The organism is Pseudomonas sp. GW456-L13 (assembly GCF_017350115.1).
Classification (GTDB): Bacteria; Pseudomonadota; Gammaproteobacteria; order Pseudomonadales; family Pseudomonadaceae; genus Aquipseudomonas; species Aquipseudomonas jessenii.
Map to the genome: position 1 here is coordinate 1478554 of NZ_JACNAS010000001.1, position 26481 is coordinate 1505034.

Sequence of the window (26481 nt, forward strand, 5' to 3'; positions counted from 1 at the left end):
GCAATACCCTGTAGGAGCGAGCCTGCTCGCGATGGACGTGAACGATTACGCGTGTTTTCCGGATAAACGCGGCGCCCTGAAGTTCATCGCGAGCAAGCTCGTTCCTACAGACAACACGGTGCAAAAAAGCCGCCTAGACTTCCAGTATCCCTTCGACAAGGCCGTCTCCATGATTTCGATGTCTACCTTTCACGCCATGCTGATTCCGATTCTTGCCGGGATGCTCCTGCTGGCGGTCGGCTTCAACTTTCGCGACAAAAATGCCGGTGTGTTTGCCATGTGGATCGGCATGCTGACCATTCTCGCGACCGTTGTTCTCAAGATCCTCGCCAAACTCAACGAATAATTCCTCGCCCTTGGCTCGCATTGATTTTGACGGGCTCGTACACTCGGTCGATCCGCTCCCTGCGAGGTTGACCGCCTAGTGTTCGCTCGTCTTTTTTCCCTCCCGTGTATTGTCCTTGTCTGCCTGATGACGCTGCTGTCAGTGGCGCCTGCCCAGGCGGCCGGCCTGCCGGGCCTGCTCAACAACCAGGCCAAGGCGCAGCCCGAAGCACAGGAACCGCTGGGGCAATCTCTGGACGAAGTGATCAAGTCACTGGAGAACGACCAGCAACGCACCAAGCTGCTGGCCGACCTGAAAAGGCTCCGCGACACCACCAAACAGGCCCAGCCGATTACCGAAGAAGGCGTACTGGGCCTGATTGGCGGAACCCTGGCCAATTTCGAGAAGAAATTTTCCGGCGTCGACAGTCCCCTCACGCTCTGGTCCAGTGAATTCGATCAGGCCAGGGAAGAACTGGTGGCGCTGGCGCTGCCGGCCAATGAATGGCTGCCCATGCTGTTCGCCTTTGCCATGATCCTGATGATCTGGAGCCTGCTGGCCGCCGCCCTGATCTGGATCAGCCACCGCGTGCGGATGCGTTTCGGCCTGACCGAAGAACTGCCGCAGCATCCCAGGGCCCTGGACATGTTGCGTTTTGCGCTGCGCAAACTCGGGCCATGGCTGATCGCCCTGGTGATCACGGTCTACATGAGCTACGCCCTGCCCTCGTCCCTGGGCAAAAGCCTGGCGATGGTGCTGGCCTATGCACTGGTGGTCGGCACCTGCTTCTCGGCCATCTGCGTGATTGCCTTTTCCCTGCTCGACGGCCCACACCGCCACCGCGCCTTGTACATCCTGCGGCACCAGGCGTTTCGGCCGCTATGGCTGATCGGCAGCTTCGCCGCGTTTGGCGAAGCGCTGAGCGATCCGCAACTGGTCAACAGCCTCGGCAGCCATCTGGCCCATACCGCCGCGACTGCCGCCAACGTCCTGGCCGCGCTCTCCACGGGGCGCTTCATCCTGCGTTTCCGCCGGCCGATCGCCCACCTGATCCGCAACCAGCCGCTGTCCCGGCGCCTGACCCGCCGCGCCCTCAACGACACCCTGTCGATTCTCGGCACCTTCTGGTACGTGCCGGCGTTGGTGCTGGTGGCCATTTCCCTGTTCGCGACGTTCATTTCCGCCGGCGACACCAGCACCGCCCTGCGCCAGTCGCTGATCTGCACCGTTTTGCTGGTGTTGTGCATGGTCATCAACGGCCTGGTACGCCGCCACGCCCTCAAACCGCAGCGCGGCATCCGGCGCTACGCGGTGTATTCGGAACGGCTGAAAAACTTCTTCTACACCATCGTTCACCTGTTGGTGTGGCTAGCCTTTATCGAACTCGGCCTGCGGGTCTGGGGCATGTCGTTGATCCGCTTTACCGAAGGCGACGGACATGAAGTCAGCGTCAAACTGTTCAGCCTCGCTGGCACGCTGCTGTTCGCCTGGCTGATCTGGATTCTCAGCGATACCGCCGTGCACCACGCACTCACCCGCTCGCGCAAAGGCCTGGCCAACGCCCGCGCACAGACGATGATGCCGCTGATCCGCAATGTGCTGTTCATAGCGATTTTCATCATCGCGCTGATCGTTGCCCTGGCGAACATGGGCATGAACGTCACGCCCCTGCTGGCCGGTGCCGGTGTGATCGGTCTGGCCATCGGTTTTGGTGCGCAGTCGCTGGTAGCCGACCTGATTACCGGGTTGTTCATCATCATCGAAGACTCCCTGGCCATTGACGACTACGTGGATGTCGGCGGCCACCTCGGCACGGTCGAAGGCCTGACCATCCGTACCGTGCGTCTGCGGGACATCGACGGCATCGTCCACACCATTCCGTTCAGCGAAATCAAAAGCATCAAGAACTACTCCCGGGAATTCGGCTACGCGATCTTCCGGGTAGCGGTGCCGGCCAACATGGACATCGACAACGCAATCAAACTGATGCGCGAAGTCGGCCAGAAAATGCGCACCGACCCGCTGCAGCGGCGCAATATCTGGTCGCCGCTGGAGTTCCAGGGGGTGGAAAGTTTCGAGTCGGGCAACGCGATCCTTCGCGCCCGGTTCAAGACGGCGCCGATCAAGCAGTGGGAGGTTTCGCGGGCGTTCAACCTGTCGCTCAAGCGGCACATGGATGAAGCCGGACTGGATCTGGCGACACCGCGGATGAGTGTGCACATAATGACGCCGGGCGTAGCGCAAGAATAATCATGAAAAGGCAGCTTCAAATTATCCAAAGCTGCCTTGAACTGAAAAAATTCACGACTTGATCAAACTATAGAACCTGACTCAAGCAGCTGGTACTCCGACACTTCCTATAGTCAGTTCAATCGATGCAGGTTTTGCCGAGTACGGTTTTTTTTCAGGGTACTCAATCCAACTGTCGTCACCTGTTGGAACTAAATATTTGGTTGTACCTCTGATTGAATCCACCTTTATTTTTTGCGCTGCTATCAAGAAGTTATAGAGCGTATCCGCATCTTCAAAACCATCATCACCTCCAAACTGCAGAACCGGGGCGCCACAGGCCGTAACCAGATTAACCATTTTACTCCCCTGACTGGCGCCGCCCCACACCGAACCAGAAGCACTATCAAATAGTTGAAACATGGCCGGATCAGCGTTAAGCGTTAGAAACCCCTTTTCATTACAACCAATCCAACCATTCTGTTCGCCAGCCACCTGAATTTTGCAAAAAGGCCCCGTATAAATAAAATAAAACTGCGCTGGCTCCCCATTATTCCATCGAGTCCCAACTGTTCCATTTTCCAGCACCATGATCGGACGACCTGAAACCCTCAAAGTAGCACCAAATATTGAAAGCATAATAATTCCTTATAAAATTTAACTCCATAAGCTGCCTTAAAAGCAGCCATATCAACCTACACAAATAACCACTAAACAAGCCAACTAAATCACGCGCCATTAATTTCAAAGTTTAACAACACCAAACACTCCCCAAACAAATAACAATCAACCAACATCGTCCATCTCACACCAATACACCGATGTTCACCCTAAAAAATATCAAACTACATCAACTCCAACATGAATCGCATCATGCCGCCAGAACTCCAGGTCGCAGTCGATCAAGCGTTCATGCTGGTCATAGTTAACCCGGGCAATCTGCAAGCCCGGGCTACCCACCGACACCTTCAACGCCGCCGCCGCATCCACCGACAACGCCGTAGGTACAATCTCGAAGCGCACCCGCCCGTAGTGCAAATCGTAATGCCGCGCATACAACTCGGTAATCGACTGATTCAGATCGAACTCAAGAATCCCCGGGAAATACTGTGGGTTCAGATAGTGCTCCACATACAACACCAGTCGCCCGTCAATCCGCCGTGAACGGCAGATCTGAATCACGCTCGACAGCGCCGGCAATTGCAGCCAGGCACACACCGCCGCCGACGCCGGCTGCAATCGCGCCGAAATCACCTCGGTCGACGGCACCCGCCCCTGGGCGCTGACCATCGCGTGAAAGTGGCTACGCTGCATGAGGTTGTAGGCCAGGCGTGGCGGCGAGACGAACCAGCCGCGACGCTCCTCGCGATAAATCTGCCCCTGGGACTCCAACTGCAACAACGCTTCACGCAAAGTGATCCGTGTGGTGCCAAACAATTCACTGAGCTTGCGCTCGGCCGGCAATTTGCTGCCGGGGGTCAACAGTCCATGGTCGATCTGCTCCTGAAGCACCTGGCCGATGGCTGTTACCGCTTTTGTTGCCTCTTCACGCATCAACGTTTCCTTTCTGGACTAGACCAGCACCATTTCAGGGCAGAACCGCAGTGTAAACCGGCTCATTCAATAGTCTGCAGCGTAGGCAGTGCAGATGAACCAGATGTGACAAAGCCGCCCAACGGTCGCCATTCCCTGCCTTCAACAACTTGCAATTCATCGGCCAAGTCCCTTACCACCCGGGGTCTTGACCATGGTCTACGCTTAGCAGGCCAGTCGCGATACCGCTGAACAAAAAGTCATTCCGGGCGACGAACGACATCAAAGTGTCATCCAGCCCCCTTAAATTGGCTCAGGTATTGCTGACCTAGACCAACACGAACCGCAATCGCAGCGTTGAACACGACCCAAGGAGCTTCGGAATGAAAAAGCTTTTCCTGGCATCACTGTTAGGCTCGACCATCGCAATGTGCACCGCGGCCATCGCGGCCGATGATCTGAAAACCCTGGAAGCCGCTGCGAAAGCGGAAGGCGCCGTCAACAGCGTTGGCATGCCCAATGACTGGGCCAACTGGGCCGGCACCTGGAAAGACCTGAGCGACAAGTACGGCCTCAAGCACATCGACACCGACATGAGCTCGGCCCAAGAGATCGCCAAGTTCGCCGCGGAAAAAGACAACGCCAGCGCCGACATCGGCGACGTCGGTGCAGCGTTCGGCCCGATCGCGGTCAAGCAAGGCGTGGTCCAGCCTTACAAGCCTTCGACCTGGGATCAGATTCCGGCCTGGGCCAAGGACAAAGACGGCAACTGGGCACTGGCCTACACCGGCACCATCGCTTTCATCGTCAACAAGAAGTTGCTGCATGGCTCCGAGGCGCCAACCAAGTGGGCTGACCTCAAGGACGGCAAATACAAGGTCTCCATCGGCGACGTGAGCACCGCGGCCCAGGCAGCCAACGGCGTATTGGCCGCGGCACTGGCCAACGGTGGCGACGAGAAGAACCTGCAGCCTGCCCTGCTGCTGTTCGCCGACATCGCGAAGCAAGGTCGCCTGTCGATGTCCAACCCGACGATTGCCACCATGGAAAAAGGCGAAATCGAAGTCGGCGTGGTCTGGGACTTCAACGGCCTGAGCTACAAGGCCAAGATGGCCAACCCGGATGACTACGTGGTGCTGATCCCGTCCGACGGCTCGGTGATCTCCGGCTACACCACCATCATCAACAAGTACGCGAAAAACCCGAATGCAGCCAAGCTGACCCGCGAATACATCTTCAGTGACGCCGGCCAGATCAACCTGGCCAAGGGCAACGCCCGTCCGATCCGTGCCGAACACCTGACCCTGCCAGCCGAGGTGCAGGCCAAGCTGCTGCCTAACGAGCAGTACAAGAAGGTCACGCCGATCAAGGACGCGGACGCCTGGGAGAAGACTTCCAAGGCCCTTCCTCAGAAGTGGCAGGAAGAAGTCATCATCAATATGCAGTAAGCGGGTAGCCCACTAACGGGAGGCCTGATGGAGATCCCTGTGGGAGCGAGCTTGCTCGCGATAGCGACCTGACATTCAGCATTGATGTTGAATGGAAGTCCCTCATCGCGAGCAAGCTCGCTCCCACAAGGGATTGGTTGCGTACTTGAATCATCTGTTTCACGGAGTCATCGCCCCTATGAAGCACAACGTCATCCTTGTCGTGCTCGACGGCCTCAACTACGAGGTCGCCCGCCACGCCATGGGGCACCTGCAGGCCTACGTCGGCGCAGGACGCGCGGCACTCTACAAACTGCAGTGCGAGTTGCCGGCCCTGTCCCGCCCCCTGTACGAATGCATCCTGACCGGCGTCGCGCCGATCGACAGCGGCATCGTCCACAACAATGTCTCGCGCCTGTCCAACCAGCGCAGCATCTATCACTACGCCACTGACGCAGGCCTTGTCACCGCGGCGGCGGCCTATCACTGGGTCAGCGAGTTGTACAACCGTTCGCCCTTCGTGGCGGCCCGGGACCGTCACACCGATGACCCGCAACTGCCGATCCAGCATGGGCATTTTTACTGGAACGATCACTACCCGGATTCGCACCTGTTCGCCGATGCCGAAAACCTGCGCCTGCGCCATGCACCGAATTTTCTGCTGATCCACCCGATGAACATCGACGACGCCGGGCACAAGCACGGCCTCGACACCCCGCAGTACCGCAACAGTGCCCGCTCGGCCGACATCATCCTGGCCGACTACCTGCAAGGCTGGCTCGATGCCGGTTACCAAGTGCTGGTCACCGCCGACCACGGCATGAACAACGACCGCTCCCACAACGGGCTGCTTGCCGAAGAGCGCGAAGTACCGCTGTTCGTCCTCGGCGACGCATTCAGTTTCGATTCGGGCGCTGCGCCCGAACAGACTGACATTTGCGGCACCGTCTGCGAACTGCTGGGCGTGCCTCACGACAAGCCGGTGTGCCGGGAGCTTCTGAAGTGAATTCCATGACTCGCGGCAAATGGCTCGCAGCCTTGTGCCTGGTGCCATTTGCGCTGTTCTTCATCGTGTTCGAAATCGCACCGCTGACCTGGGTGATGATCAACAGCTTGCAATCGGAAGAGTTCGGCTGGGGCCTGGCCAACTTCACCAAGATCTTCAATTCGAAGTTCTACTTGCAGGCGATCCAGTACAGTCTCGAGATCAGTTTCTGGTCCAGCTTGTTCGGCATCATCATCGCGGTACTTGGCGCCTATTCCCTGCGCCGGGTGGACTCGAAACTGCGCAACTTCGTCAACGCCTTCGCCAACATGACCAGTAACTTCGCCGGTGTGCCCCTGGCCTTCGCGTTCATCATTCTGCTCGGCTTCAACGGCAGCTTCACCATCCTGCTCAAGCAGGCCGGGATCATTCAGGACTTCAACCTGTACTCCAAAACCGGGCTGATCCTTCTCTACACCTATTTCCAGATTCCCCTCGGCGTGCTGCTGCTGTATCCGGCCTTCGATGCACTGCGCGAAGACTGGCGCGAGTCCGCTGCGCTGCTCGGCGCCGACGGTTGGCAGTACTGGCGGCACATCGGCTTGCCTGTTTTGACGCCGGCACTGCTGGGCACCTTCGTGATCCTGCTGGCAAACGCCCTCGGTGCCTACGCCACGGTGTACGCCCTGACCACCGGCAACTTCAACGTGCTGCCGATCCGCATCGCGGCGATGGTGTCCGGTGACATTTCCCTGGACCCGAACCTGGCCAGCGCCCTGGCCGTGGTGCTGGTGGCCTTGATGACCCTGGTGACCATCGTGCATCAGTTGCTGTTGAAGAGGAGCTACCATGTCTCGCGCTGAACTGGGGCCCGCCGGTGTCTACCACCGCGTCGTGGTGTATCTACTGTTTGCCATCCTGCTGTTGCCGCTGCTCGGCACGCTGATCTATTCGATCTCCAGCAGTTGGTCGGCGACCATTCTGCCCAGTGGCTTCACCCTCAAGTGGTACATCCAGCTGTGGAGCGATCCGCGCTTCCTGAATGCGTTCGGGCAGTCGCTGCTGGTCTGCGTCGGTTCGCTGATTCTTTCGGTAGTGCTGATTCTGCCGCTGCTGTTCGTGGTGCATTACCACTTCCCGAAACTCGACGCACTGATGAACATCCTGATCCTGCTGCCCTTCGCCGTGCCGCCGGTGGTGTCGTCGGTGGGGCTGTTGCAGCTCTACGGCTCCGGACCGTTCGCCATGGTCGGGACGCCATGGATCCTGATCGGTTGCTACTTCACCGTGGCGCTGCCGTTCATGTACCGGGCGATCACCAACAACCTGCAGGCGATCAACCTGCGCGACCTGATGGATGCCGCCCAGTTGCTCGGCGCCAGCACCTTTCAAGCCGCCGTCCTGGTGGTGCTGCCGAACCTGCGCAAGGGCCTGATGGTGGCGTTGCTGCTGTCGTTCTCGTTCCTGTTCGGTGAGTTCGTGTTCGCCAACATCCTTGTCGGTACCCGCTACGAAACCCTGCAGGTCTACCTCAACAACATGCGCAACAGCAGCGGTCATTTCACCAGTGCGCTGGTGATTTCCTACTTCTTCTTTGTGCTGGTTCTGACCTGGATTGCCAATATCTTGAACAGGGACAAAAGCGAATGAGCTATGTCAGCGTCCAACATCTTCAGAAAAGCTTCGCCGGCACCACGGTGTTCAGCGACATCAATTGCGAAATCCAGAAAGGTGAATTCGTCACCCTGCTCGGTCCGTCCGGTTGCGGCAAATCCACCCTGCTGCGCTGCATCGCCGGCCTGACTTCGGTGGATGGCGGCAAAATCCTGCTCGATGGTGCCGATATCGTGCCGGTGAGCCCGCAGAAGCGCGGGATCGGCATGGTGTTCCAAAGCTATGCGCTGTTCCCCAACATGACCGTGGAGCAAAACGTCGCCTTCGGCCTGCGCATGCAAAAGGTCAATGCCGATGACAGCCGCAAACGCGTCGCAGAAGTGCTCAAACTGGTGGAACTCAATGACTTTGCCGCGCGTTACCCGCATCAACTGTCGGGCGGTCAGTGCCAGCGCGTGGCCCTCGCCCGCTCCCTGGTGACCCGGCCACGCCTGTTGTTGCTGGACGAACCGTTATCGGCCCTGGACGCGCGGATTCGCAAGCACCTGCGCGAACAGATCCGTCAGATCCAGCGCGAACTGGGCTTGACCACGATTTTCGTCACACACGATCAGGAAGAAGCCCTGACCATGTCTGACCGGATTTTCCTGATGAATCAGGGAAAGATCGTACAAAGTGGCGACGCCGAAACCCTCTACACTGCGCCAGTCGATGTGTTCGCCGCCGGGTTCATCGGCAACTACAACCTGCTGGACGCCGACAGCGCCTCGAAGCTGTTGCAGCGACCGATCAACAAGCGCATTGCGATTCGCCCGGAAGCCATCGAACTGAGCCTCGACGGTGAACTGGACGCGCAAGTGCGCAGCCACAGCCTGCTGGGCAACGTGATTCGCTACCGGGTCGAAGCCCGGGGCGTGGAATTGGTGGTGGATGTGCTGAACCGCTCGGCGGCCGACCTGCATCCCGATGGTCAGCGCCTGGCGCTTTCCATCGATCCGACGGCCCTGTGTGAGGTAGCCTGATGCCTTTGCTGACGCTGAAGAGAGAACTGCACTGATGGCCCTGGCAATTTTTGATCTGGACGAAACCCTGATCCACGGCGACTGCGCCTCACTGTGGAGCGAGCAAATGGTCCGCCTCGGCTGGGTCGATGGCGAGTCGTTCCTGCGTCGCGACAAGGAGTTGATGGATGCCTACGGCAGGGGCCATCTGGCCATGGAGGATTACATGACCTTCAGCCTGGAACCATTGATTGGTCGTACGCCTGAAGAAGTCGCGCACCTGGTTGGTCCGTGGGTAGAGGACTTCATCGAGCCGATCATTTTCAGCGATGCCACCAAAGCCATCGCCGCGCATCGCAAGGCCGGCGACCGGATCCTGGTGATCTCGGCCTCGGGCACCCACCTGGTCGGTCCCATCGCCGAGCGCCTGGGCATCGACGAGATTCTGGGCATCGAACTGGAAGTGGCCCATGGCGTCTACACCGGCCACACCGTTGGCCCCCTGACCTACCGCGAAGGCAAGATCACCCGCTTGCTGGAGTGGCTGGATGCAGAGGAGGAAAACCTCGAAGGCGCGAGTTTCTATTCCGACTCCCGCAATGACCTGCCGCTGTTGCTGAAGGTGGATTTCCCCCACGTGGTCAACCCGGATCCGGTGTTGCGCGAGCAGGCTGAAAAGGCTGGCTGGCCGATCCATATCTGGAAGTAACCCGGATCCCCTGTGGGAGCGAGCTTGCTCGCGATAGCAGTGTGTCAGTCAACGTTAATGCCGACAGACAGGCCGCCATCGCGAGCAAGCTCGCTCCCACAGTTTTTTGTGTTGTCAGGTGAGGCTTTCGTCAATCACCAGCACCACTTTCCCCGCCACGGTATTACTCGCCAACTCGGCAAACGCCGCCTCGGCATCCTTGATCGGGAATGTCCCGGCCAGTTGCGGGCTCAAGCGCCCCTCGGCAAACAACGGCCACACATGCTGGCCCAAATCACTGAACAGATCGGCCTTGAACTGATCGTCGCGACTGCGCAAAGTCGAACCCAGCAACTGCACACGCTTTGCCAGCACCTGGGCCAGATCCAGCTTGGCCTCGCGGCCGCCCATCAGACCGATCAACACCCAGCGGCCATCCTGCGCCAGCAGCTTGAGGTTCAGGGCCGCGTAATTGCCGCCCACCGGATCGAGAATCACATCGAACGGCCCCAGATCCCGCAGGCTCTCCAGATCGCCATTACGCACCACGCCGCCCTGGGCGCCCAGCGCTTCACAGTACGCCAATCGCTCTGCGGAGCCGACGCTGACCCAGCACGGGTTACCGAAGGCTTTGCACAGCTGAATGGCAGCTGAACCGATTCCACTTGCCCCGGCATGCAGAAGAACTTTCTGACCCGGTTTGAGCGCGGCCAGTTGAAACAAATTCAACCAGACTGTCGCATAAACTTCGGGCAATGCAGCCGCTTCGAACAGTGACATTCCATCGGGAACCGGCAGCACATGCCGCCCGTCGACAACCACCTCTTCGGCCATCCCGCCCCCGGCCAGCAAGGCGCAAACCCGATCGCCAACCTGCCAGGAGGACCCGGCACCCACCTCGCTGATGACCCCCGAGCACTCTAGACCGAGCACTTGGCTGGCCCCTGGCGGGGGCGGGTAAAGGCCGGCCTTCTGCAACAAATCGGCACGATTGAGGCCCGCTGCCGCCACTCGTATACGAACTTGTCCTACATCGCATGCAGGACTCGGCTCATCAACCCATACCACTTGACCGTCAACGCCTTGCAATGCTTTCACAGTGCCTCCATAGTGAGTCTGGACTGAGCCCGAAGCTATAGCGTCGGGTTTTTTGCATTATGCGACCGGCTCCCAAAGAACCGGCGACTTCAAAGACGGCCTAATATGCGTTATCAATTGTCCCCGCGTCGAATCAGCATGAAGCATCTGTTCCCCAGCACTGCCCTCGCTTTATTCATCGGTATCGGCTTGCTGCCGATGTCGAGCAATACATTCGCAGCCAATAGCTGGGACAAGCTTCAACCCGATCGTGACGAAGTGATCGCCAGTCTGAACGTCGTGGAGTTGCTCAAGCGTCACCACTACAGCAAGCCGCCGCTCGATGACGCACGCTCGGTAATCATCTACGACAGCTACCTCAAGCTGCTGGATCCGTCGCGCAGCTACTTCATGGCCAGCGACATTGCCGAATTCGACAAGTGGAAGACGCAGTTCGACGATTTCCTCAAGAGCGGCGACCTGAACGCCGGGTTCACCATCTACAAGCGCTACCTGGACCGCGTCAAGGCGCGTCTGGACTTCGCTATTGCCGAGCTGAACAAAGGCGTCGACAAGATCGACTTCACCACCAAGGAAACCTTGCTGATCGACCGCAAGGACGCCCCTTGGCTCAAATCCACCGCAGAACTCGACGACCTGTGGCGCAAACGCGTCAAGGACGAAGTCCTGCGTCAGAAAATCGCCGGCAAGGATTCCAAGCAGATCCAGGAAACCCTGACCAAGCGCTACAAGAACCAGTTGGCGCGCCTGGACCAGACCCGCGCGGAAGACATCTTCCAGGCGTACATCAACACCTTCGCCATGTCCTACGACCCGCACACCAACTATCTGTCGCCAGATAACGCGGAGAACTTCGACATCAACATGAGCCTGTCCCTCGAGGGCATCGGTGCCGTGTTGCAAAGCGATAACGACCAGGTGAAAGTCGTGCGCCTGGTGCCGGCAGGTCCCGCGGACAAGACCAAGCAGGTTGCACCGGCCGACAAGATCATCGGCGTTGCCCAGGGCAACAAGGAAATGGTCGACGTCGTGGGCTGGCGCCTGGACGAAGTGGTCAAGCTGATCCGTGGTCCGAAGGGCACCGTGGTGCGCCTGGAAGTTATCCCGGCCAGCAATGCGCCGAACGACCAGACCACCAAGATCGTGCCGATCACCCGTGAAGCGGTGAAACTCGAAGATCAGGCCGTGAAGAAGTCGGTCCTGAATCTGAAGCAGGACGGCAAGGACTACAAGCTCGGCGTCATCGAGATCCCGGCGTTCTATCTGGACTTCAAGGCCTTCCGTGCCGGCGATCCGGATTACAAGAGCACCACCCGCGACGTCAAGAAACTGCTGACCGAATTGCAGAAAGAGAAAGTCGACGGCGTGGTCATCGACCTGCGCAACAACGGCGGCGGTTCCTTGCAAGAGGCCACCGAGCTGACCAGCCTGTTCATCGACAAAGGCCCGACCGTGCTCGTGCGTAACGCCGATGGCCGGGTCGATGTCCTGGAGGATGAAAATCCGGGCGCGTTCTACAAAGGCCCGATGGCGTTGCTCGTCAACCGCCTGTCCGCCTCGGCTTCGGAGATTTTTGCCGGCGCCATGCAGGACTACCACCGCGCGCTGATAATCGGCGGCCAGACCTTCGGCAAAGGCACCGTGCAGACCATTCAGCCGCTCAACCATGGCGAGCTGAAACTGACCCTGGCCAAGTTCTACCGGGTTTCCGGGCAGAGCACCCAGCATCAGGGCGTCTTGCCGGACATCGATTACCCGTCGATCATCGACACCAAGGAAATCGGTGAAAGCGCCCTGCCGGAAGCCATGCCGTGGGACACCATCAAGGCGGCGATCAAGCCTGCGCTCGACCCGTTCAAGCCGTACATTTCGCAGCTCCAGTCCGAGCATGACGTGCGTACGGCCAAAGATGCAGAGTTCGTGTTCATCCGCGACAAGCTGGCCCTGGCGCAGAAACTGATGGCCGAGAAAACCGTCAGCCTCAATGAAGTCGAGCGCCGTGCCCAGCACGCCGACATCGAAGCCAAACAGCTGGCCATGGAAAACATCCGTCGCAAAGCCAAGGGCGAAGAACCGCTCAAAGAGCTGAAGAAAGAAGACGAGGACGCCCTTGCGGCCGAGGACGACAAGACCAAACCGGAAGACGACGCCTACCTCAGCGAAACAGGGCGGATTCTGCTGGACTACCTGAAACTCAACACGGCAGTGGCCAAGCACTGAGTTTGTACAAACAACTGATGGCAATTTAATGCTGACGCCCCGGTAGCGTCATCAAACAGTCATCATTCTGTCGTGAAATAAAGGACCGGGCGTGCTCTTTTTACCAAGGGCACGCCCGGTCCTTTTTTTATTGCCAGAGATCGCCATGACCACAACCGAACAGCTGAGTGCCTTGAGCTCGATCCTGAGTCAAAGCGGTTTACACAGTCTGTTCCAACCGATCATCAGCCTCTCTGAACGACGCATCCTCGGTTACGAAGCCCTCAGTCGTGGCCCCTCCAACAGCCCTCTGCACTCCCCTGTCGCCCTGTTCGCCGTCGCCCGCCAGGCCGGACGCCTGAGCGAGCTGGAAATTGCCTGCCGCAAAAGCGCTTGCCGACGCTTCAATGAGCAACAACTGCCTGGCCTGTTGTTCCTTAACGTGTCCCCGGAGTCCCTGCTCGAAGCGGCCCATCAACCGGGGCGCACCCTGCAATTGCTGCAGGATTTCGGCATTGCGCCAAGCCAGGTGGTCATCGAGCTCACGGAACAGACGCCGACGGATGATTTCCAGCTGCTGCAAACCGCCCTGCATCACTATCGGGCGATGGGGTTTTCAATTGCGCTGGATGACCTGGGAGCGGGCTATTCAAGTTTGCGCTTGTGGTCCGAGCTACGGCCGGATTACGTGAAAATCGACCGGCATTTCATTGATGGCATTCATCAGGATGCGCTCAAGCGCGAGTTCGTCGGCTCGATCCTGCAAATCGCCAAGGCCTCGCGGGCGCAAGTCATCGCCGAAGGTATCGAGCTCCCCGAAGAACTCACGGTGCTGACCGAAATGGGCGTGGACCTGGTGCAGGGCTATCTGCTCTGCCGCCCCCAGGAACACCCGCCACGGGATGCCCGGGCATTGATGCCCCGACAGGACAGCACCGCCGTTGCACTGAGCGAAGACGGCAGCGACCTCAGCGCCCTGCTCAACGAGCTGCCCGCGGTGAACCGCGACACGCCGACCGCCACGGTGCTCGAAGCCTTTCGCCGCCAGGCCAACCTGAACTCGCTGGCAGTCCTGGATGAACAGGGTCAACCCTGCGGCATTGTCCATCGTCATTCGCTCTCCGACGCCCTGCTCAAACCCTTTGCCACCGACCTGTTCGCCCGCAAGCCCATCAGCCGCCTGATGAACGATGACTTCCTCGCCGTCGAGCTGAGCCAGTCGCTGCAACAAGTCAGCCGCCTGATCACCAGCCGTGCCCGCCAGCGCATCGAAGAAGATTTCATCATTACCCTCAACGGCGGTTACCTGGGGTTGGGCCGGGTGATCGACGTGCTCAAGCTGATCACGGAACTGAAGATCCAGCAGGCCCGCTACGCCAACCCGTTGACCTTGCTTCCGGGCAACGTGCCGATTCAACAATGCCTGACGCGACTGCTGCAACAGCGAAGGGAATCGGTGATCTGCTACGTGGACATTGATAGCTTCAAACCTTTCAACGACATCTACGGCTATGGTCGCGGCGACGAAGTCCTGCTGTGCCTGGCGCAATGCCTGAACGATCGCGTCGACCCGTCCCGCGACTTTGTCGGCCATATCGGCGGCGATGATTTCCTGCTGGTGCTAGGCCCGGAAGACTGGCGCAAACGTTTGAACCAGTTGCTCGACGACTTCCAGAGCCAGTGCCGGCGCTTCTACCGCAGCGAGCACCTGGAAGCCGGCTGCTTCATCGCACCCAATCGCCAGGGGCAGCGCCAGGAGTTTGCGTTGTTGTCGCTGTCGATCGGCGTAGTGCATTTGCATCCACAGGCCTGTGGACAACTCGATGCGAGCCAGTTGGCCGAGATGGCATCACAGGCCAAGCACCATGCGAAGAATGTGCAGGGCTATAGCGTGCATGTGATTGATAGCCGGGTGGTTTCGACTGTTGAAGAGGTGCTCGTTTCCGGGCATCGATGAGGGCGCTTTCCGGCTTCACTCCCATCAACGAGGCGCCGAGGAAGACTTCAGCTCTTCGAGCTTGATCGGCGCCAATGGATGCCCGGCCTTCGCCGCCATCTCCCAGAATCGCGCCGCTTCGACCGGATCCGGAGCCTTGCTCGCCGTCCCGGCCAGCGTGATCACGCCCACCTGATACGCCGCCTTGCCATCGCCCGCCAACGCCGCCAGGCGCAACAAACGCACGCCCTCCTCACGAGCACCGAGGCCGACGCCGCGAAACGCCAGGATGTGCCCATAGAAGCTCTGGGCGCCGACATCGCCCAGGTTGGCCATGCGTGCGAACTGGCCTTCGAGCCAGCGCCAGCCACGTGGCTGACGGACAAACCATGACCAGTGAAACAATCGGCGCGCGAGCCAGTAACCAGCCCGCGCCTTGAGTTGTAAAAACACTCAGGCCTCGGCCGATTCCGGGTATTCGTACTCGAACACCCGCACCACTTCCGAAGCATGCCAGGACGCGGCGGCAACGCCGTCAGACGGCCCGGAAAAACGCCCGAGACGCTCGACACATTCAAAGAATCCGGTGCGCGGCAAGCGGCTGGCGCCCTGACTGATCACCAGTGAACTGCGCAATGGCTGCTCCGCCCTGGCGTCCAAAGCCGCCAGATGCTCAAGGGCCGCCGTCAGGGTCTGCATGGCCGGGGTCGGCAGCTGCAAACGCTCCAGCAATGCCCGATACGTCAACAGATGGCGCTGGCGACGCGCCTGATCCAGTTCGCCGAGCAATCCGTCCCAATGTTGACGACTGATGCGTACGCTCACGATTCATCCCTCCACCCTGGCACCGTCAATTCCCAGGCCAGGCTACGGCGAATCGCGGCGTCGGGCAGACGCTCGCCACTTTCGATCATGGCCAGGTAAGACGGGCTGATGCCTACCGTGCGGGCCAACGCCTCGATGGCGATGCCCTTCCCCTCGCGCAAACTGCGTAGTTGATCCAGACCCGGAAGTATCGCGTCTGGTGTCGCCGCCTGAGGCTTCGTGGCTTGAGGCGACGCTTGCTCTTTGATGCCCGCTGCTTTCAATAACGCCTGATACTGAGCCCATGGCAGAACCGCATATTCGGGCTCGCCTTCGCGTGTAATTATCTGAATATCCATCACTACCCCGTAGGACAACAACACTTAGCGAGTCGGCACTTTTCCCTAGAAGTGTAATCCTAACAGCGGCCAAGGTCGCGGGGGGCATCAATCTATGAACTCGTCAAAATCGAATCAGTGTTTTTTCGGGCCTTGAAGTTGAAGTTGTTCGGGGGTATCAGGCAGACGCTCAACCACCGCGAGCTTCTCGGGCACCTGCCGTTTGCGCCAGGCGCGGAAGGCATTGAGCTCGTCGTCGAGCACTTTCATCAGCCATGCCAGTACCGCGATGTCATCGAGCATGCCAAATACTGGAATGAAATCCAGGATCGCATCCACCGGACTGAGGAAATACATCAGGCCCGCGACAACCGAAACCAGCGCCTTGGGGCTGATGGCGCGATACTCACCACGCCAGTAGGCCAGGCAGAGTGCCTGCAACAGCTTCAAGTCGTCCTTGATCTTGCCCAATCGATTACCCTGGCTTGCGCCTTTACTGGCGACCGCGAACAACAGGGTTGGCAATCGACCGCGTGCCAGCAGACGTCCGGCCAGTGGCAGGAAACGAGCGAAACTCCAGGGCGTTTTCATCATTCCTCCCGTTGAAATGTTATCCACACAAATTGTGGATAACCTTGTGAACAGAGCTGCTTTTCATCGCTGTAAGCCCCGTTTTACAAGGCCCGCGTTCAGATCGGGCGTTTTTTACTCATCAAAAAAAACCCATAATTTCATTGACTTGGCGGCCTTGTGCGTCTACCGCCAACACTACTATGCCTAAGACTCCAGCCTAGAGCGTCTGTTCGTTTTGTTTACCCGTGCCGAACGCCAGATGCAACAACGCCCCGCATGAGCGAGGCGTTGTTATCGAAGCAGGCGCTGGTTACTTGGCAGCGGCGTCTTCTTTTCCCGGATCCTTGATGGCCAGCAGTTCCAGGTCGAATACCAGCACCGAGTTGGCTGGAATCGCCGGGCTTGGGCTTTGAGCACCGTAAGCCAGGTCAGCAGGGATGTACAGCTTGTACTTCTCGCCAACGTGCATCAGTTGCAGGCCTTCGACCCAACCCGGGATCACACCGCTGACCGGCAGATCAATCGGGCTGCCGCGCTCGACGGAGCTGTCGAATACGGTGCCATTGGTCAGCTTGCCGGTGTAGTGAACGGTCACTACGTCAGTCGGCTTTGGCTGAGGACCATCGGCTTTCTGCACGACTTCGTACTGCAAGCCCGAAGCGGTGGTGGTCACGCCAGCTTTCTTGGCGTTGTCTTCGAGGAATTTCTTGCCGGCAGCCGCCGACTCTTCGCTCATCTTGGCCATGCGCTCTTCGGCACGCTTTTGCAGTGCGGCGAACGCCTCGACCAGTTCTTCGTCTTTGAGCTTCTGCTCTTTCTTGCCGACGGCGTCTTCGATGCCCTGGGCTACAGCCTTGGAATCCAGGTCATCCATGCCTTCCTGAGCCAGGCTCTTGCCCATGTTCAGGCCAATGCCGTAGGAAGCTTTTTGCGCCGGAGTTTTCAGCTCTACGCTGGTCTGCGAATCACAACCCGCGAGTACCAGGCCAACCAGGGCTACCGCCGCCGCCAACCGATGCTGTTTCATGCTATTTCCTTGTTCATGCGCCTAAAGGGCAATCGAGTAAAGCCGCGAGCTTATCAGGCCGCCACGACCAATGGCTACCGGCATGAGAGCCGGAAACAATTGATAAGTTCAGGTGTTTAAACGCATTTCACAATTCCTGTCGATGAAGCTTCTTTCATCTTGTTCCGACGCAGGCTGATTCCTGAACCTACAATATCTGGCGTAATGGCCTCTTGCCCCACCCTGAGTGCTCGGGCATAACGGCAGGATAATTCGACAAGGAAGTTTATTTTGCGCCTCTTCTTTCGTTTGCTGATTCTCATCGCACTACTGCTCGGGCTGGTCATCGCCGTGGTTCTTTATTACGTCGCCAACCCGAAATTGCCGGCCTGGTCGCCCGCACAACAGGTGCATTACCTGGAGCAATGGAGCGCCGCCGATCGAGATACTTATTACTTCACGCCCCAGGGCACTCAGGTCAAAGGCTTGCGCTATGACTGGTTCACTGCCCTCGAACTGCCCTTCTCGCAACAACGCTTCGCCACCCCCGAATACCTCGCCCGCTTCGGTTTCCTGGTGGACCCCGGCCAGGCACCAACACCGAACAACCCCGGCAACCTCCCGGCAGGCTTTACCCGGCACCAGAACGCGGGGAGCCCGGATGTGTTTCTGGATATCACCTGCGCGGCCTGCCACACCGGTGAACTGCGTTTCAAGGGTCAAGCCCTGCGTATCGACGGCGGCTCGGCGCAACATGTGCTGCCGTCCAGTGTTCCTACGCTCAAAGGCGGCAGTTTCGGACAGGCCCTGGTGGCCAGCCTCGCCTCCACTTACTACAACCCGTGGAAATTCGAGCGCTTCGCACGCAACGTGCTTGGCCAGGACTACGAGACGCGCCACCAACAGTTGCGCAAAGATTTCAAATCTTCACTGGATACATTCCTCAAAGTGGCCTGGAACGACACCCATCGCGGGCTCTATCCGACCGAGGAAGGCCCGGGGCGCACAGACGCCTTCGGGCGCATCGCCAACGCCAGCTTCGGTGATGCGATTTCCCCCGACAACTACCGCGTGGCCAATGCCCCGGTCGATTATCCACAGCTGTGGGACATGTGGACGTTCGAATGGGTGCAGTGGAATGGTTCGGCGAAACAACCCATGGCCCGCAACATCGGCGAGGCGTTGGGCGTCGGCGCCACGCTGAACTTCTTCGACAAGAACGGCCAGCCGCTGATGGGCGATGCCCGCTATCCGTCGAGTGTTCGCGTACGCGATCTGCACCTGATCGAAGAAACCCTGCAACGACTCTCACCTCCGGCCTGGCCGGAAGACCTGTTGGGCGCGGTCGACAAGCCTCTGGCAGCCCAGGGGCGCACCTTGTTCGCCGAAAACTGCGCGGGTTGCCATGTACCGCGCACCACCCAGGGCGAGGGACGATACGTCCAGCACCTGAAAATGCTCCCGGTGGATTACATCGGCACAGACCCCGGCGCGGCCAACAACATCGCCGACCACCGCTTCGACCTGACAGCGCTGCAATGGAAGCAGGCCGAACTGGAACAACTCGATGTCGAGCCAAAACCCGACGAGCCTCTGGACCTGAGCAAGATGTCCGTGGCCAAGGGACTGGCCTATGTCACCGCCTATGTCCAGGGCCGCGCGTATCAAGACGCCAATGTCACCCCTGCCGAGCGCCCTGAAATGGACGGTTTCGGTCTGCCAATCGGAGTGCGCGAATTGCGTTCGTACAAGGCCAGGCCATTGGCGGGTGTATGGGCGACACCGCCGTTTCTGCACAACGGTTCGGTACCGAGTATTTATCAGCTGCTATCGCCTCAGGATGAGCGTGCGACCACGTTCTATAAAGGCACTTTCGAATACGACCCGGGACACCTGGGTTACCGCACCGAAGCCTTTGCCAATGGCTTCCTGTTCGACACGCGTATCACCGGCAACCACAACAGTGGCCATGAATTCCGTGCCGGCAAACTCGGCAATGGCGTGATCGGCCGCGGGTTGCAACCGCAAGAACGCTGGGCATTGCTGGAGTATCTGAAAGTGCTGGGCGGCCCGCTGGAGGCGCAATTGCCATGACCACTGCCTCAGTCAGGAGAACGTTCCCATGCTGATAACGCTCTGGCTGCGCCTGGGCGCCTTCCTCGCCAGGCTGTTGCTGTGGTCACTGGTCCTCGGCGTGCTGGGCTGGGCCCTGGCCAGCGCCTGGTTTGCCTGGCAGCATCGCGGGCCGGTCTCGGCGCAGGAGTTGATTGCGGACGACGAAGCGGCGATGACCCAGGACATCATCCAGACCGCCGTGCGCATCGTCGATCAGCACCGTGAAAGCACCCGCTACCTGCGCGACGCCCATGCCAAGGCCCATGGCTGTGTGAAGGCCGAGGTTCAGGTGCTGCCGGAACTGCCAGGCGAACTGCGCCAGGGTGTGTTCAGCGAGCCGGGTAAAACCTGGCAAGCGACAATGCGCCTGTCCAACGGCAATGCCTACCCGCAGTTCGACAGCATCCGCGACGCCCGGGGCATGGCGATCAAACTGTTCGATGTGCCGGGCAAGCAACTGTTGAGCGACCGGCAGGGCCGAGGTGAACAGGACTTTGTGATGTTCAACCACCCGAACTTCTTTGTCAGTAATGTCGCCGAATACCGTCAGAACGTCGCCGCCCAGGCCGATGGTAAAAAGATGATGGCCTTCTTCCCCGGCCGGGACCCACGCACCTGGCAGGTTCGCCACCTGTTCATTGCCCTGGCGACACTGGCCCCTGCCCCGTCGAGCCCGACCCAGACGACGTACTTTTCGGTTTCACCCTACAAATTCGGTGAAGCCAATGCGAAGTTCCGGGTCATGCCCGATCCCGATGGCTGCCCGGCCTACAACCTGCCGGAACAGAATCGCAAGCTGCCAAACTTTCTGCGCAATGCGCTGAACCAACAGCTGTCGACCGACCGGGTGCCTGCATGTTTCGCCTTGCAAATCCAGCGACAGGACGCCAACAAGTACATGCCGATTGAAGACACCAGCATTGAGTGGCGCGAGAGCGATGCGCCCTTCGAGACGGTGGCGCGAATCAAGGTTCCGGCGCAGGACTTCGATACACCGGCGCTGAACCTGCAATGCGACAACCAGTCGTTCAATCCCTGGTTCGGCATCGAGGCGCACCGACCGATTGGCGGGATCAATCGCCTGCGCAAGGCCGTGTATGAAGCCGTCAGCGACTACCGGCACAGCCGTAACGCCGAACTGTAGGAGCGAGCTTGCTCGCGAAAAACCCATGGGCGCCGCTGGCTATCTGAATCTACGCGTTATCGTTAACGACCATCGCGAGCGAGCTCGCTCCTACGGGGAGCGAGGAAAGCCAAATCCCGGACAGCAAAAAGCCCGCACAAGGCGGGCTTTCTGTGGTGACCTGGCGTTCAGTGTTCCAGGTTACCGAATATGGCGCAGCGGACGGGACTCGAACCCGCGACCCCCGGCGTGACAGGCCGGTATTCTAACCGACTGAACTACCGCTGCGCGTAGCGTTGAAAGTGGTGGGTGATGACGGGATCGAACCGCCGACATTCTGCTTGTAAGGCAGACGCTCTCCCAGCTGAGCTAATCACCCTTTACCTTCGTTGCGGGGCACATTATGCCACAGGTTTTTATAAAGTGTTGATTTATTTGAAGTTTTTTCAAAAAATCTAAAAACCGGTGAAACGATGCAACCTGCAGGAACAACATACAAACTTGGAACAGAAAAAAACCCGCGTTAGCGGGTTTTTCCGTGGTGACCTGGCGTTCAGTGTTCCAGGTTACCGAATATGGCGCAGCGGACGGGACTCGAACCCGCGACCCCCGGCGTGACAGGCCGGTATTCTAACCGACTGAACTACCGCTGCGCGTAACACTGAAAACGAATGGTGGGTGATGACGGGATCGAACCGCCGACATTCTGCTTGTAAGGCAGACGCTCTCCCAGCTGAGCTAATCACCCTTCGCTTCGGTGTGGCGCGCATTCTACGGAGCGACCCAACCTCTGGCAAGCACTTTTTAAAATAATTTTCTCAGCCCTTCCAAAGGCTTAGAGAAAGGTTGGCCTATGGCACGGCGAAGACAATAATGCCCCCCTTTGTATAAAGGAGAGACTCACCCCATGTGGTTCAAAAACCTGCTTATCTATCGCCTGACCCAAGATCTGCCTGTTGATGCCGAGGCGTTGGAAACTGCACTGGCCACCAAACTGGCGCGCCCATGTGCAAGCCAGGAGTTGACCACCTACGGTTTCGTCGCGCCATTCGGCAAAGGCGAAGATGCGCCACTGGTACACGTCAGCGGTGACTTCCTGCTGGTGTCCGCGCGCAAGGAAGAACGTATTTTGCCGGGCAGCGTCGTGCGTGACGCCGTCAAGGAAAAGGTCGAAGAGATCGAAGCCGAGCAAATGCGCAAGGTCTATAAGAAGGAGCGCGATCAGATCAAGGATGAAATCATCCAGGCCTTCCTGCCCCGCGCCTTTATCCGCCGCTCGTCGACCTTCGCCGCCATCGCGCCGAAACAGGGCCTGATCCTGGTCAACTCGGCCAGCCCGAAACGCGCCGAAGACTTGCTGTCGACCCTGCGTGAAGTGATCGGCACCCTGCCGGTGCGTCCGCTGACCGTGAAGATGTCCCCGACCGCGACCATGACCGAGTGGGTCACCACCCAGAAAGCCGCGGACGACTTCTTTGTGCTGGACGAGTGCGAACTGCGCGACACCCACGAAGACGGCGGCATCGTGCGTTGCAAGCGCCAGGACCTGACCAGCGAAGAAATCCAGCTGCACCTGAGCACCGGCAAAGTGGTCACTCAACTGTCCCTGGCCTGGCAGGACAAACTGTCCTTTGTCCTCGACGACAAAATGGTGGTCAAGCGCCTGAAGTTCGAAGACCTGCTGCAAGACCAGGCGGAACAGGACGGCGGCGACGAAGCCCTGGGCCAACTGGACGCCAGCTTCACCCTGATGATGCTGACCTTCGGCGATTTCCTGCCGGCGTTGGTTGAAGCGCTGGGTGGCGAAGAGACTCCGCAGGGGATCTAACGCCTTTTGATCTCTAATGTAGGAGCGAGCTTGCACGCGATGGAGTGTCAGTAGCCCCTCTTTGTCTGACACACCATCGCGAGCGAGCTCGCTCCTACAGGGGGGGTTGTGGAGTCACTTAAAATAAGGATCAGGCCATGCGCGCACTGGCTGCATTAAGTCGTTTTGTCGGCAACACCTTCGCTTACTGGGTACTGATTTTCGCTGTCGTGGCGTTTCTGCAGCCGGCATGGTTCATCGGCCTCAAAAGCGCCATCGTGCCCTTGCTGGGGCTGGTGATGTTCGGCATGGGCCTGACCCTCAAACTCGAAGACTTCGCCGAAGTCGCTCGCCATCCTTGGCGCGTGACCCTGGGCGTGGTTGCCCATTTCGTGATCATGCCGGGCGTGGCGTGGTTGCTCTGCCAGGTGTTCCACTTGCCGCCGGAAATCGCCGTCGGCGTGATTCTGGTCGGCTGCTGTCCAAGCGGCACCTCGTCGAACGTGATGACCTGGCTGGCCCGTGGCGACCTGGCGCTGTCGGTGGCCATCGCCGCCGTCACCACCCTCCTCGCCCCGCTGCTGACCCCAGCCCTGATCTGGCTGCTGGCCTCGGCCTGGTTGCCGGTGTCGTTCATGGAGTTGTTCTGGTCGATCCTGCAAGTGGTGCTGTTGCCGATCGTGCTGGGCGTGGTTGCTCAACGGGTGCTCGGCGACAAGGTTCGCCATGCCGTGGACGTGTTGCCGCTGGTGTCGGTGGTCAGCATCGTGATCATCGTCACCGCAGTCGTCGCCGCCAGCCAGGCGAAGATCGCAGAGTCCGGTCTGTTGATCATGGCCGTGGTCATGCTGCACAACAGCTTCGGCTACCTGCTGGGCTATTTCACCGGGCGCCTGTTCAAGCTGCCTCTGGCCCAGCGCAAGTCCCTGGCCCTGGAAGTCGGCATGCAGAACTCCGGATTGGGTGCCGCGTTGGCGAGTGCACACTTCTCGCCACTGGCGGCGGTGCCGAGCGCCTTGTTCAGCGTGTGGCACAACATTTCCGGGGCATTGCTTTCGACGTATTTCCGCCGCATGAGCGAGAAACAGGATCGGGAAATGGCGGCGCAACAGGCCAGTAACTGACTCGCGATCTTGATCTAAAAACTTGATCCCCGGGTTAATGCTGGGCACTATATTGCGCAACGCGAGGACGACCTCGCGGCTCGATCGAGTCATTAATCAGGGGACGACCCCGTCAGACGATGGAGGTCTTCATGTCCTGGATCATTCTGTTTTTCGCCGGCCTGTTCGAAGTGGGCTGGGCCGTCGGCCTCAAATACACCGACGGCTTCACCCGCCCGCTCCCCACTGTGTTGACCGTTGCGGCCATGGCTATCAGCCTTGGTTTGCTCGGCCTTGCGATGAAGGAATTGCCGCTGGGTACGGCCTATGCGATCTGGACCGGTGTCGGCGCCGTAGGCACGGTGATCGCCGGGATCATTCTGTTTGGCGAGTCCATGGCGCTGGTGCGGTTGGCGAGTGTGGCGTTGATCATTTCCGGGCTCGTTGGCCTGAAGGTCAGCGCTTAACTTTCAGACCGCCATCGCGAGCAAGCTCGCTCCCACAGGAATCGAAGGTGTTGCGACAATCTGCGACACACCGTGGATCCCTTGTGGGAGCGAGCCTGCTCGCGAAGCAGCCCGCGCAAACAACCGCTATCTTACGGCCCCACGCAAATCCCCCACCAACGCCTGCAACTTGACCGGCTCTGCCACCTCAACCGCAACCGCCGGCCCTGCCACCAACGTCACCCGAGACCACAACCGGCGAAACAGCCCTTTACCCGGATCGCGGCTGAAGAAACTCCCCCACAACCCCTGCAAAGCCAACGGAATCACCGGCACCGGGGTCTCTTCGAGAATCCGCGTCAAGCCGCCCTTGAACTCGTCGATCTCGCCATCGGCGGTCAATTTACCCTCGGGGAAGATGCACACCAGCTCACCGTCCTTCAGATACCGGGCAATGCGCGTGAAGGCTTGCTCATATATCTGGATGTCTTCCTGGCGCCCGGCAATCGGAATCGTCCCCGCGGTACGGAAGATGAAGTTCAGCACCGGCAGGTTGTAGATCTTGTAGTACATGACAAAACGAATCGGCCGACGTACCGCGCCGCCAATCAGCAAGGCGTCGACGAATGACACGTGATTGCACACCAGCAACGCCGCGCCTTCATCGGGAATCAAATCCAGATTGCGATGTTCGACGCGGTACATGGAATGGCTGAGCAGCCAGATCATGAAACGCATGGTGAACTCGGGGACGATCTTGAAGATGTAGGCGTTGACGCCGATGTTCAGCAACGACACCACCAGGAACAGTTGCGGGATCGACAGTTCGGCCACACTCAGCAAGACGATCGAGACAATCGCCGACACCACCATGAACAACGCGTTGAGGATGTTGTTGGCGGCAATCACCCGCGCCCGTTCGTTCTCCGCGGTACGTGACTGGATCAGCGCGTACAGCGGCACGATGTAGAAACCGCCGAAGACACCCAGGCCGAGGATGTCGAGCAACACCAGCCAGGCGTGACCAAAACCGAGGATCTCGATCCAGCCATGGCCGGCGGCGCTTTCCGGTATTGAGCCCGAATGCCACCACAGCAGCAGGCCGAAAACGGTCAGGCCGAACGATCCGAACGGCACCAGACCAATCTCGACTTTGCGCCCGGAGAGTTTCTCGCACAGCATCGAACCCAATGCGATGCCGACCGAGAACACCGTCAGAATCAGCGTCACAACGGTTTCGTCGCCGTGCATCCATTCCTTGGCATAGGCCGGGATCTGCGTCAGGTAAATCGCCCCGACAAACCAGAACCAAGAGTTGCCGACAATCGAGCGTGACACCGCCGGTGTTTGCCCCAGGCCCAGCTTCAACGTGGCCCAGGACTGGCTGAAAATGTTCCAGTTCAGGCGCATTTGCGGCGTGGCCGCCGCCGCCCGGGGAATGCTGCGGCTGGCCAGGTAGCCGAGCACGGCAATGCCGATGATCGCCGTGGACACCACCGGCGCGTAATGCGCCGAAGACATCATAACCCCGGCGCCAATGGTACCGGCCAGGATCGCCAGGAAGGTGCCCATTTCCACCAGGCCGTTGCCGCCTACCAGCTCATCTTCCCGCAGGGCCTGCGGCAGGATCGAGTACTTCACCGGCCCGAACAGCGCCGAATGGGTGCCCATGGCGAACAGCGCCAGCAGCATCAACGACAGGTGATCGAACATGAAGCCGACGGCGCCGACCGCCATGATGGCGATTTCCCCAAGCTTGATCAGGCGGATCAACGCGTCCTTGGCGAACTTTTCCCCGAATTGCCCGGCCAGGGCCGAGAACAGGAAAAACGGCAGGATAAACAGCAGCGCACACAGATTGACCCAGACAGAGCGGTCACCTTCGATGGTCAGTTTGTACAAAATGGCCAGGATCAACGACTGCTTGAACACGTTGTCGTTGAACGCCCCGAGGGACTGGGTGATGAAGAACGGCAGGAAGCGCCGGGTGCGCAGCAAGGTGAACTGTGAGGGGTGACTCATCTTCCATGTGTCCCTGGATTGTGGCTGGAGATCAGGTAAAGAATGGCCTGGATACAGTAATTGGAGTATCGAACGTCGATCCAGGCCACACCTTACCTAATCTTTGCCG

At 59.2% G+C, this 26481-nt stretch carries 24 protein-coding genes and 4 tRNA genes; 15 read left to right on the forward strand and 13 right to left on the reverse strand.

The features are described from left to right. Window positions 1-31: 31 nt before the first annotated feature. Entirely contained in the window at window positions 32-346 is a 315-nt protein-coding gene (locus J4D25_RS06670) for a hypothetical protein (RefSeq protein ID WP_057715769.1), read from the forward strand. A 126-nt stretch (window positions 347-472) separates the two neighbouring features. Continuing rightward, complete coding sequence (locus J4D25_RS06675; protein ID WP_219733049.1) at window positions 473-2575, forward strand: mechanosensitive ion channel family protein; 2103 nt, start codon at window positions 473-475, stop codon at window positions 2573-2575. 81 nt (window positions 2576-2656) lie between these two features. On the opposite strand, the gene J4D25_RS06680 is transcribed toward J4D25_RS06675, so the two are convergent. Together J4D25_RS06680 and J4D25_RS06685 are read right to left on the reverse strand one after the other, a co-directional pair. Beyond that, window positions 2657-3193 carry a hypothetical protein gene (locus J4D25_RS06680; RefSeq protein ID WP_131726885.1) on the reverse strand — a complete coding sequence of 179 codons (537 nt, stop codon included), beginning with the start codon at window positions 3191-3193 and terminating at the stop codon, window positions 2657-2659. A 201-nt stretch (window positions 3194-3394) separates the two neighbouring features. Continuing rightward, window positions 3395-4108 (reverse strand): UTRA domain-containing protein, encoded by a 714-nt coding sequence (locus J4D25_RS06685; protein ID WP_057715771.1) that lies wholly within the window; start codon window positions 4106-4108, stop codon window positions 3395-3397. A gap of 362 nt (window positions 4109-4470) precedes the next feature. On the opposite strand from J4D25_RS06685, the gene J4D25_RS06690 reads away from it, so the two are divergent. From J4D25_RS06690 to J4D25_RS06715, 6 genes are all read left to right on the forward strand, one after another. Next, the gene (locus J4D25_RS06690) at window positions 4471-5535 is read left to right on the forward strand and encodes an ABC transporter substrate-binding protein (RefSeq protein ID WP_057715772.1); all 1065 of its coding nucleotides are present in this window, start codon (window positions 4471-4473) and stop codon (window positions 5533-5535) included. Between the two features lie 178 nt (window positions 5536-5713). Next, window positions 5714-6520, forward strand: coding sequence for an alkaline phosphatase family protein (locus J4D25_RS06695; RefSeq protein WP_057715773.1), 807 nt, complete (start codon window positions 5714-5716; stop codon window positions 6518-6520). A gap of 5 nt (window positions 6521-6525) precedes the next feature. Further along, complete coding sequence (locus J4D25_RS06700; protein WP_198530268.1) at window positions 6526-7362, forward strand: ABC transporter permease subunit; 837 nt, start codon at window positions 6526-6528, stop codon at window positions 7360-7362. Next, window positions 7349-8149, forward strand: a complete 801-nt coding sequence (locus J4D25_RS06705) for an ABC transporter permease (protein WP_057715775.1) — start codon at window positions 7349-7351, stop codon at window positions 8147-8149. Before J4D25_RS06700 ends, J4D25_RS06705 begins: the two co-directional genes overlap by 14 nt. Then, window positions 8146-9135 (forward strand): ABC transporter ATP-binding protein, encoded by a 990-nt coding sequence (locus J4D25_RS06710; RefSeq protein ID WP_057715776.1) that lies wholly within the window; start codon window positions 8146-8148, stop codon window positions 9133-9135. The genes J4D25_RS06705 and J4D25_RS06710 overlap by 4 nt, the downstream gene beginning before the upstream one ends. Window positions 9136-9169: 34 nt before the next feature. Beyond that, entirely contained in the window at window positions 9170-9823 is a 654-nt protein-coding gene (locus J4D25_RS06715) for an HAD family phosphatase (protein ID WP_057715777.1), read from the forward strand. A gap of 114 nt (window positions 9824-9937) precedes the next feature. On the opposite strand, the gene J4D25_RS06720 is transcribed toward J4D25_RS06715, so the two are convergent. Further along, a complete protein-coding gene (locus tag J4D25_RS06720; RefSeq protein ID WP_057715778.1) occupies window positions 9938-10900 on the reverse strand; it encodes a zinc-binding dehydrogenase in 963 nt (320 codons plus the stop codon). A 138-nt stretch (window positions 10901-11038) separates the two neighbouring features. Between J4D25_RS06720 and J4D25_RS06725 the strand changes: the two genes are divergently transcribed. Then, on the forward strand, window positions 11039-13120 hold the full coding sequence (locus J4D25_RS06725; protein WP_198530248.1) for a carboxy terminal-processing peptidase: 2082 nt from the start codon (window positions 11039-11041) through the stop codon (window positions 13118-13120). A gap of 145 nt (window positions 13121-13265) precedes the next feature. Continuing rightward, window positions 13266-15056, forward strand: a complete 1791-nt coding sequence (locus J4D25_RS06730) for a bifunctional diguanylate cyclase/phosphodiesterase (RefSeq protein ID WP_057715780.1) — start codon at window positions 13266-13268, stop codon at window positions 15054-15056. A 24-nt stretch (window positions 15057-15080) separates the two neighbouring features. Here J4D25_RS06730 and J4D25_RS06735 read toward each other — a convergent pair whose 3' ends face one another. The 5 genes from J4D25_RS06735 to J4D25_RS06755 form a co-directional block, all read right to left on the reverse strand. Beyond that, entirely contained in the window at window positions 15081-15488 is a 408-nt protein-coding gene (locus J4D25_RS06735; protein WP_057715781.1) for a sel1 repeat family protein, read from the reverse strand. Further along, complete coding sequence (locus J4D25_RS06740; protein WP_007898892.1) at window positions 15489-15860, reverse strand: hypothetical protein; 372 nt, start codon at window positions 15858-15860, stop codon at window positions 15489-15491. Beyond that, complete coding sequence (locus J4D25_RS06745) at window positions 15857-16198, reverse strand: helix-turn-helix transcriptional regulator (RefSeq protein ID WP_007974980.1); 342 nt, start codon at window positions 16196-16198, stop codon at window positions 15857-15859. The genes J4D25_RS06740 and J4D25_RS06745 overlap by 4 nt, the downstream gene beginning before the upstream one ends. 114 nt (window positions 16199-16312) lie before the next feature. Beyond that, the gene (locus J4D25_RS06750) at window positions 16313-16768 is read right to left on the reverse strand and encodes a YkvA family protein (protein WP_057715782.1); all 456 of its coding nucleotides are present in this window, start codon (window positions 16766-16768) and stop codon (window positions 16313-16315) included. A 292-nt stretch (window positions 16769-17060) separates the two neighbouring features. Further along, window positions 17061-17777, reverse strand: coding sequence for an FKBP-type peptidyl-prolyl cis-trans isomerase (locus J4D25_RS06755; RefSeq protein WP_057715783.1), 717 nt, complete (start codon window positions 17775-17777; stop codon window positions 17061-17063). Window positions 17778-18047: 270 nt separating this feature from the next. Between J4D25_RS06755 and J4D25_RS06760 the strand changes: the two genes are divergently transcribed. Both J4D25_RS06760 and J4D25_RS06765 read left to right on the forward strand, forming a co-directional pair. After that, the gene (locus tag J4D25_RS06760; RefSeq protein ID WP_057715784.1) at window positions 18048-19850 is read left to right on the forward strand and encodes a di-heme-cytochrome C peroxidase; all 1803 of its coding nucleotides are present in this window, start codon (window positions 18048-18050) and stop codon (window positions 19848-19850) included. A gap of 28 nt (window positions 19851-19878) precedes the next feature. Then, a complete protein-coding gene (locus J4D25_RS06765) occupies window positions 19879-21015 on the forward strand; it encodes a catalase family protein (RefSeq protein WP_057715785.1) in 1137 nt (378 codons plus the stop codon). 190 nt (window positions 21016-21205) lie between these two features. Here J4D25_RS06765 and J4D25_RS06770 read toward each other — a convergent pair. The 4 genes from J4D25_RS06770 to J4D25_RS06785 all read right to left on the reverse strand — a co-directional run bounded on the left by J4D25_RS06770 (window position 21206) and on the right by J4D25_RS06785 (window position 21742). Further along, window positions 21206-21282, reverse strand: a tRNA-Asp gene (locus J4D25_RS06770). A gap of 15 nt (window positions 21283-21297) precedes the next feature. Beyond that, window positions 21298-21373 (reverse strand) — tRNA-Val (locus tag J4D25_RS06775). Window positions 21374-21570: 197 nt separating this feature from the next. Then, window positions 21571-21647: transfer RNA gene (locus tag J4D25_RS06780), tRNA-Asp, on the reverse strand. Between the two features lie 19 nt (window positions 21648-21666). After that, window positions 21667-21742: transfer RNA gene (locus J4D25_RS06785), tRNA-Val, on the reverse strand. 159 nt (window positions 21743-21901) lie between these two features. On the opposite strand from J4D25_RS06785, the gene rdgC reads away from it, so the two are divergent. From rdgC to sugE, 3 genes are all read left to right on the forward strand, one after another. Then, window positions 21902-22822, forward strand: a complete 921-nt coding sequence (rdgC, locus tag J4D25_RS06790) for a recombination-associated protein RdgC (protein WP_007969735.1) — start codon at window positions 21902-21904, stop codon at window positions 22820-22822. Window positions 22823-22959: 137 nt separating this feature from the next. Continuing rightward, window positions 22960-23925 (forward strand): bile acid:sodium symporter family protein, encoded by a 966-nt coding sequence (locus J4D25_RS06795; RefSeq protein WP_057715786.1) that lies wholly within the window; start codon window positions 22960-22962, stop codon window positions 23923-23925. Window positions 23926-24056: 131 nt separating this feature from the next. Further along, a complete protein-coding gene (sugE, locus tag J4D25_RS06800) occupies window positions 24057-24371 on the forward strand; it encodes a quaternary ammonium compound efflux SMR transporter SugE (protein WP_007977599.1) in 315 nt (104 codons plus the stop codon). A 126-nt stretch (window positions 24372-24497) separates the two neighbouring features. On the opposite strand, the gene J4D25_RS06805 is transcribed toward sugE, so the two are convergent. After that, entirely contained in the window at window positions 24498-26372 is a 1875-nt protein-coding gene (locus tag J4D25_RS06805; protein ID WP_057715787.1) for an MFS transporter, read from the reverse strand. Window positions 26373-26481 lie beyond the last annotated feature (109 nt).

Bases quoted from the DNA above. Each gene is read 5' to 3' on its own strand.
- J4D25_RS06685 (WP_057715771.1), bottom strand. From the start codon at position 4,108: ATGCGTGAAGAGGCAACAAAAGCGGTAACAGCCATCGGCCAGGTGCTT.
- J4D25_RS06755 (WP_057715783.1), bottom strand. From the start codon at position 17,777: ATGAAACAGCATCGGTTGGCGGCGGCGGTAGCCCTGGTTGGCCTGGTA.
- J4D25_RS06670 (WP_057715769.1), top strand. From the start codon at position 32: ATGGACGTGAACGATTACGCGTGTTTTCCGGATAAACGCGGCGCCCTG.
- J4D25_RS06805 (WP_057715787.1), bottom strand. From the start codon at position 26,372: ATGAGTCACCCCTCACAGTTCACCTTGCTGCGCACCCGGCGCTTCCTG.
- J4D25_RS06700 (WP_198530268.1), top strand. From the start codon at position 6,526: ATGACTCGCGGCAAATGGCTCGCAGCCTTGTGCCTGGTGCCATTTGCG.
- J4D25_RS06745 (WP_007974980.1), bottom strand. From the start codon at position 16,198: ATGGATATTCAGATAATTACACGCGAAGGCGAGCCCGAATATGCGGTT.
- J4D25_RS06725 (WP_198530248.1), top strand. From the start codon at position 11,039: ATGAAGCATCTGTTCCCCAGCACTGCCCTCGCTTTATTCATCGGTATC.
- J4D25_RS06795 (WP_057715786.1), top strand. From the start codon at position 22,960: ATGCGCGCACTGGCTGCATTAAGTCGTTTTGTCGGCAACACCTTCGCT.
- J4D25_RS06675 (WP_219733049.1), top strand. From the start codon at position 473: ATGACGCTGCTGTCAGTGGCGCCTGCCCAGGCGGCCGGCCTGCCGGGC.
- J4D25_RS06730 (WP_057715780.1), top strand. From the start codon at position 13,266: ATGACCACAACCGAACAGCTGAGTGCCTTGAGCTCGATCCTGAGTCAA.
- J4D25_RS06715 (WP_057715777.1), top strand. From the start codon at position 9,170: ATGGCCCTGGCAATTTTTGATCTGGACGAAACCCTGATCCACGGCGAC.
- J4D25_RS06765 (WP_057715785.1), top strand. From the start codon at position 19,879: ATGCTGATAACGCTCTGGCTGCGCCTGGGCGCCTTCCTCGCCAGGCTG.
- J4D25_RS06710 (WP_057715776.1), top strand. From the start codon at position 8,146: ATGAGCTATGTCAGCGTCCAACATCTTCAGAAAAGCTTCGCCGGCACC.
- J4D25_RS06750 (WP_057715782.1), bottom strand. From the start codon at position 16,768: ATGAAAACGCCCTGGAGTTTCGCTCGTTTCCTGCCACTGGCCGGACGT.
- J4D25_RS06695 (WP_057715773.1), top strand. From the start codon at position 5,714: ATGAAGCACAACGTCATCCTTGTCGTGCTCGACGGCCTCAACTACGAG.
- J4D25_RS06680 (WP_131726885.1), bottom strand. From the start codon at position 3,193: ATGCTTTCAATATTTGGTGCTACTTTGAGGGTTTCAGGTCGTCCGATC.
- J4D25_RS06705 (WP_057715775.1), top strand. From the start codon at position 7,349: ATGTCTCGCGCTGAACTGGGGCCCGCCGGTGTCTACCACCGCGTCGTG.
- rdgC (WP_007969735.1), top strand. From the start codon at position 21,902: ATGTGGTTCAAAAACCTGCTTATCTATCGCCTGACCCAAGATCTGCCT.
- J4D25_RS06690 (WP_057715772.1), top strand. From the start codon at position 4,471: ATGAAAAAGCTTTTCCTGGCATCACTGTTAGGCTCGACCATCGCAATG.
- sugE (WP_007977599.1), top strand. From the start codon at position 24,057: ATGTCCTGGATCATTCTGTTTTTCGCCGGCCTGTTCGAAGTGGGCTGG.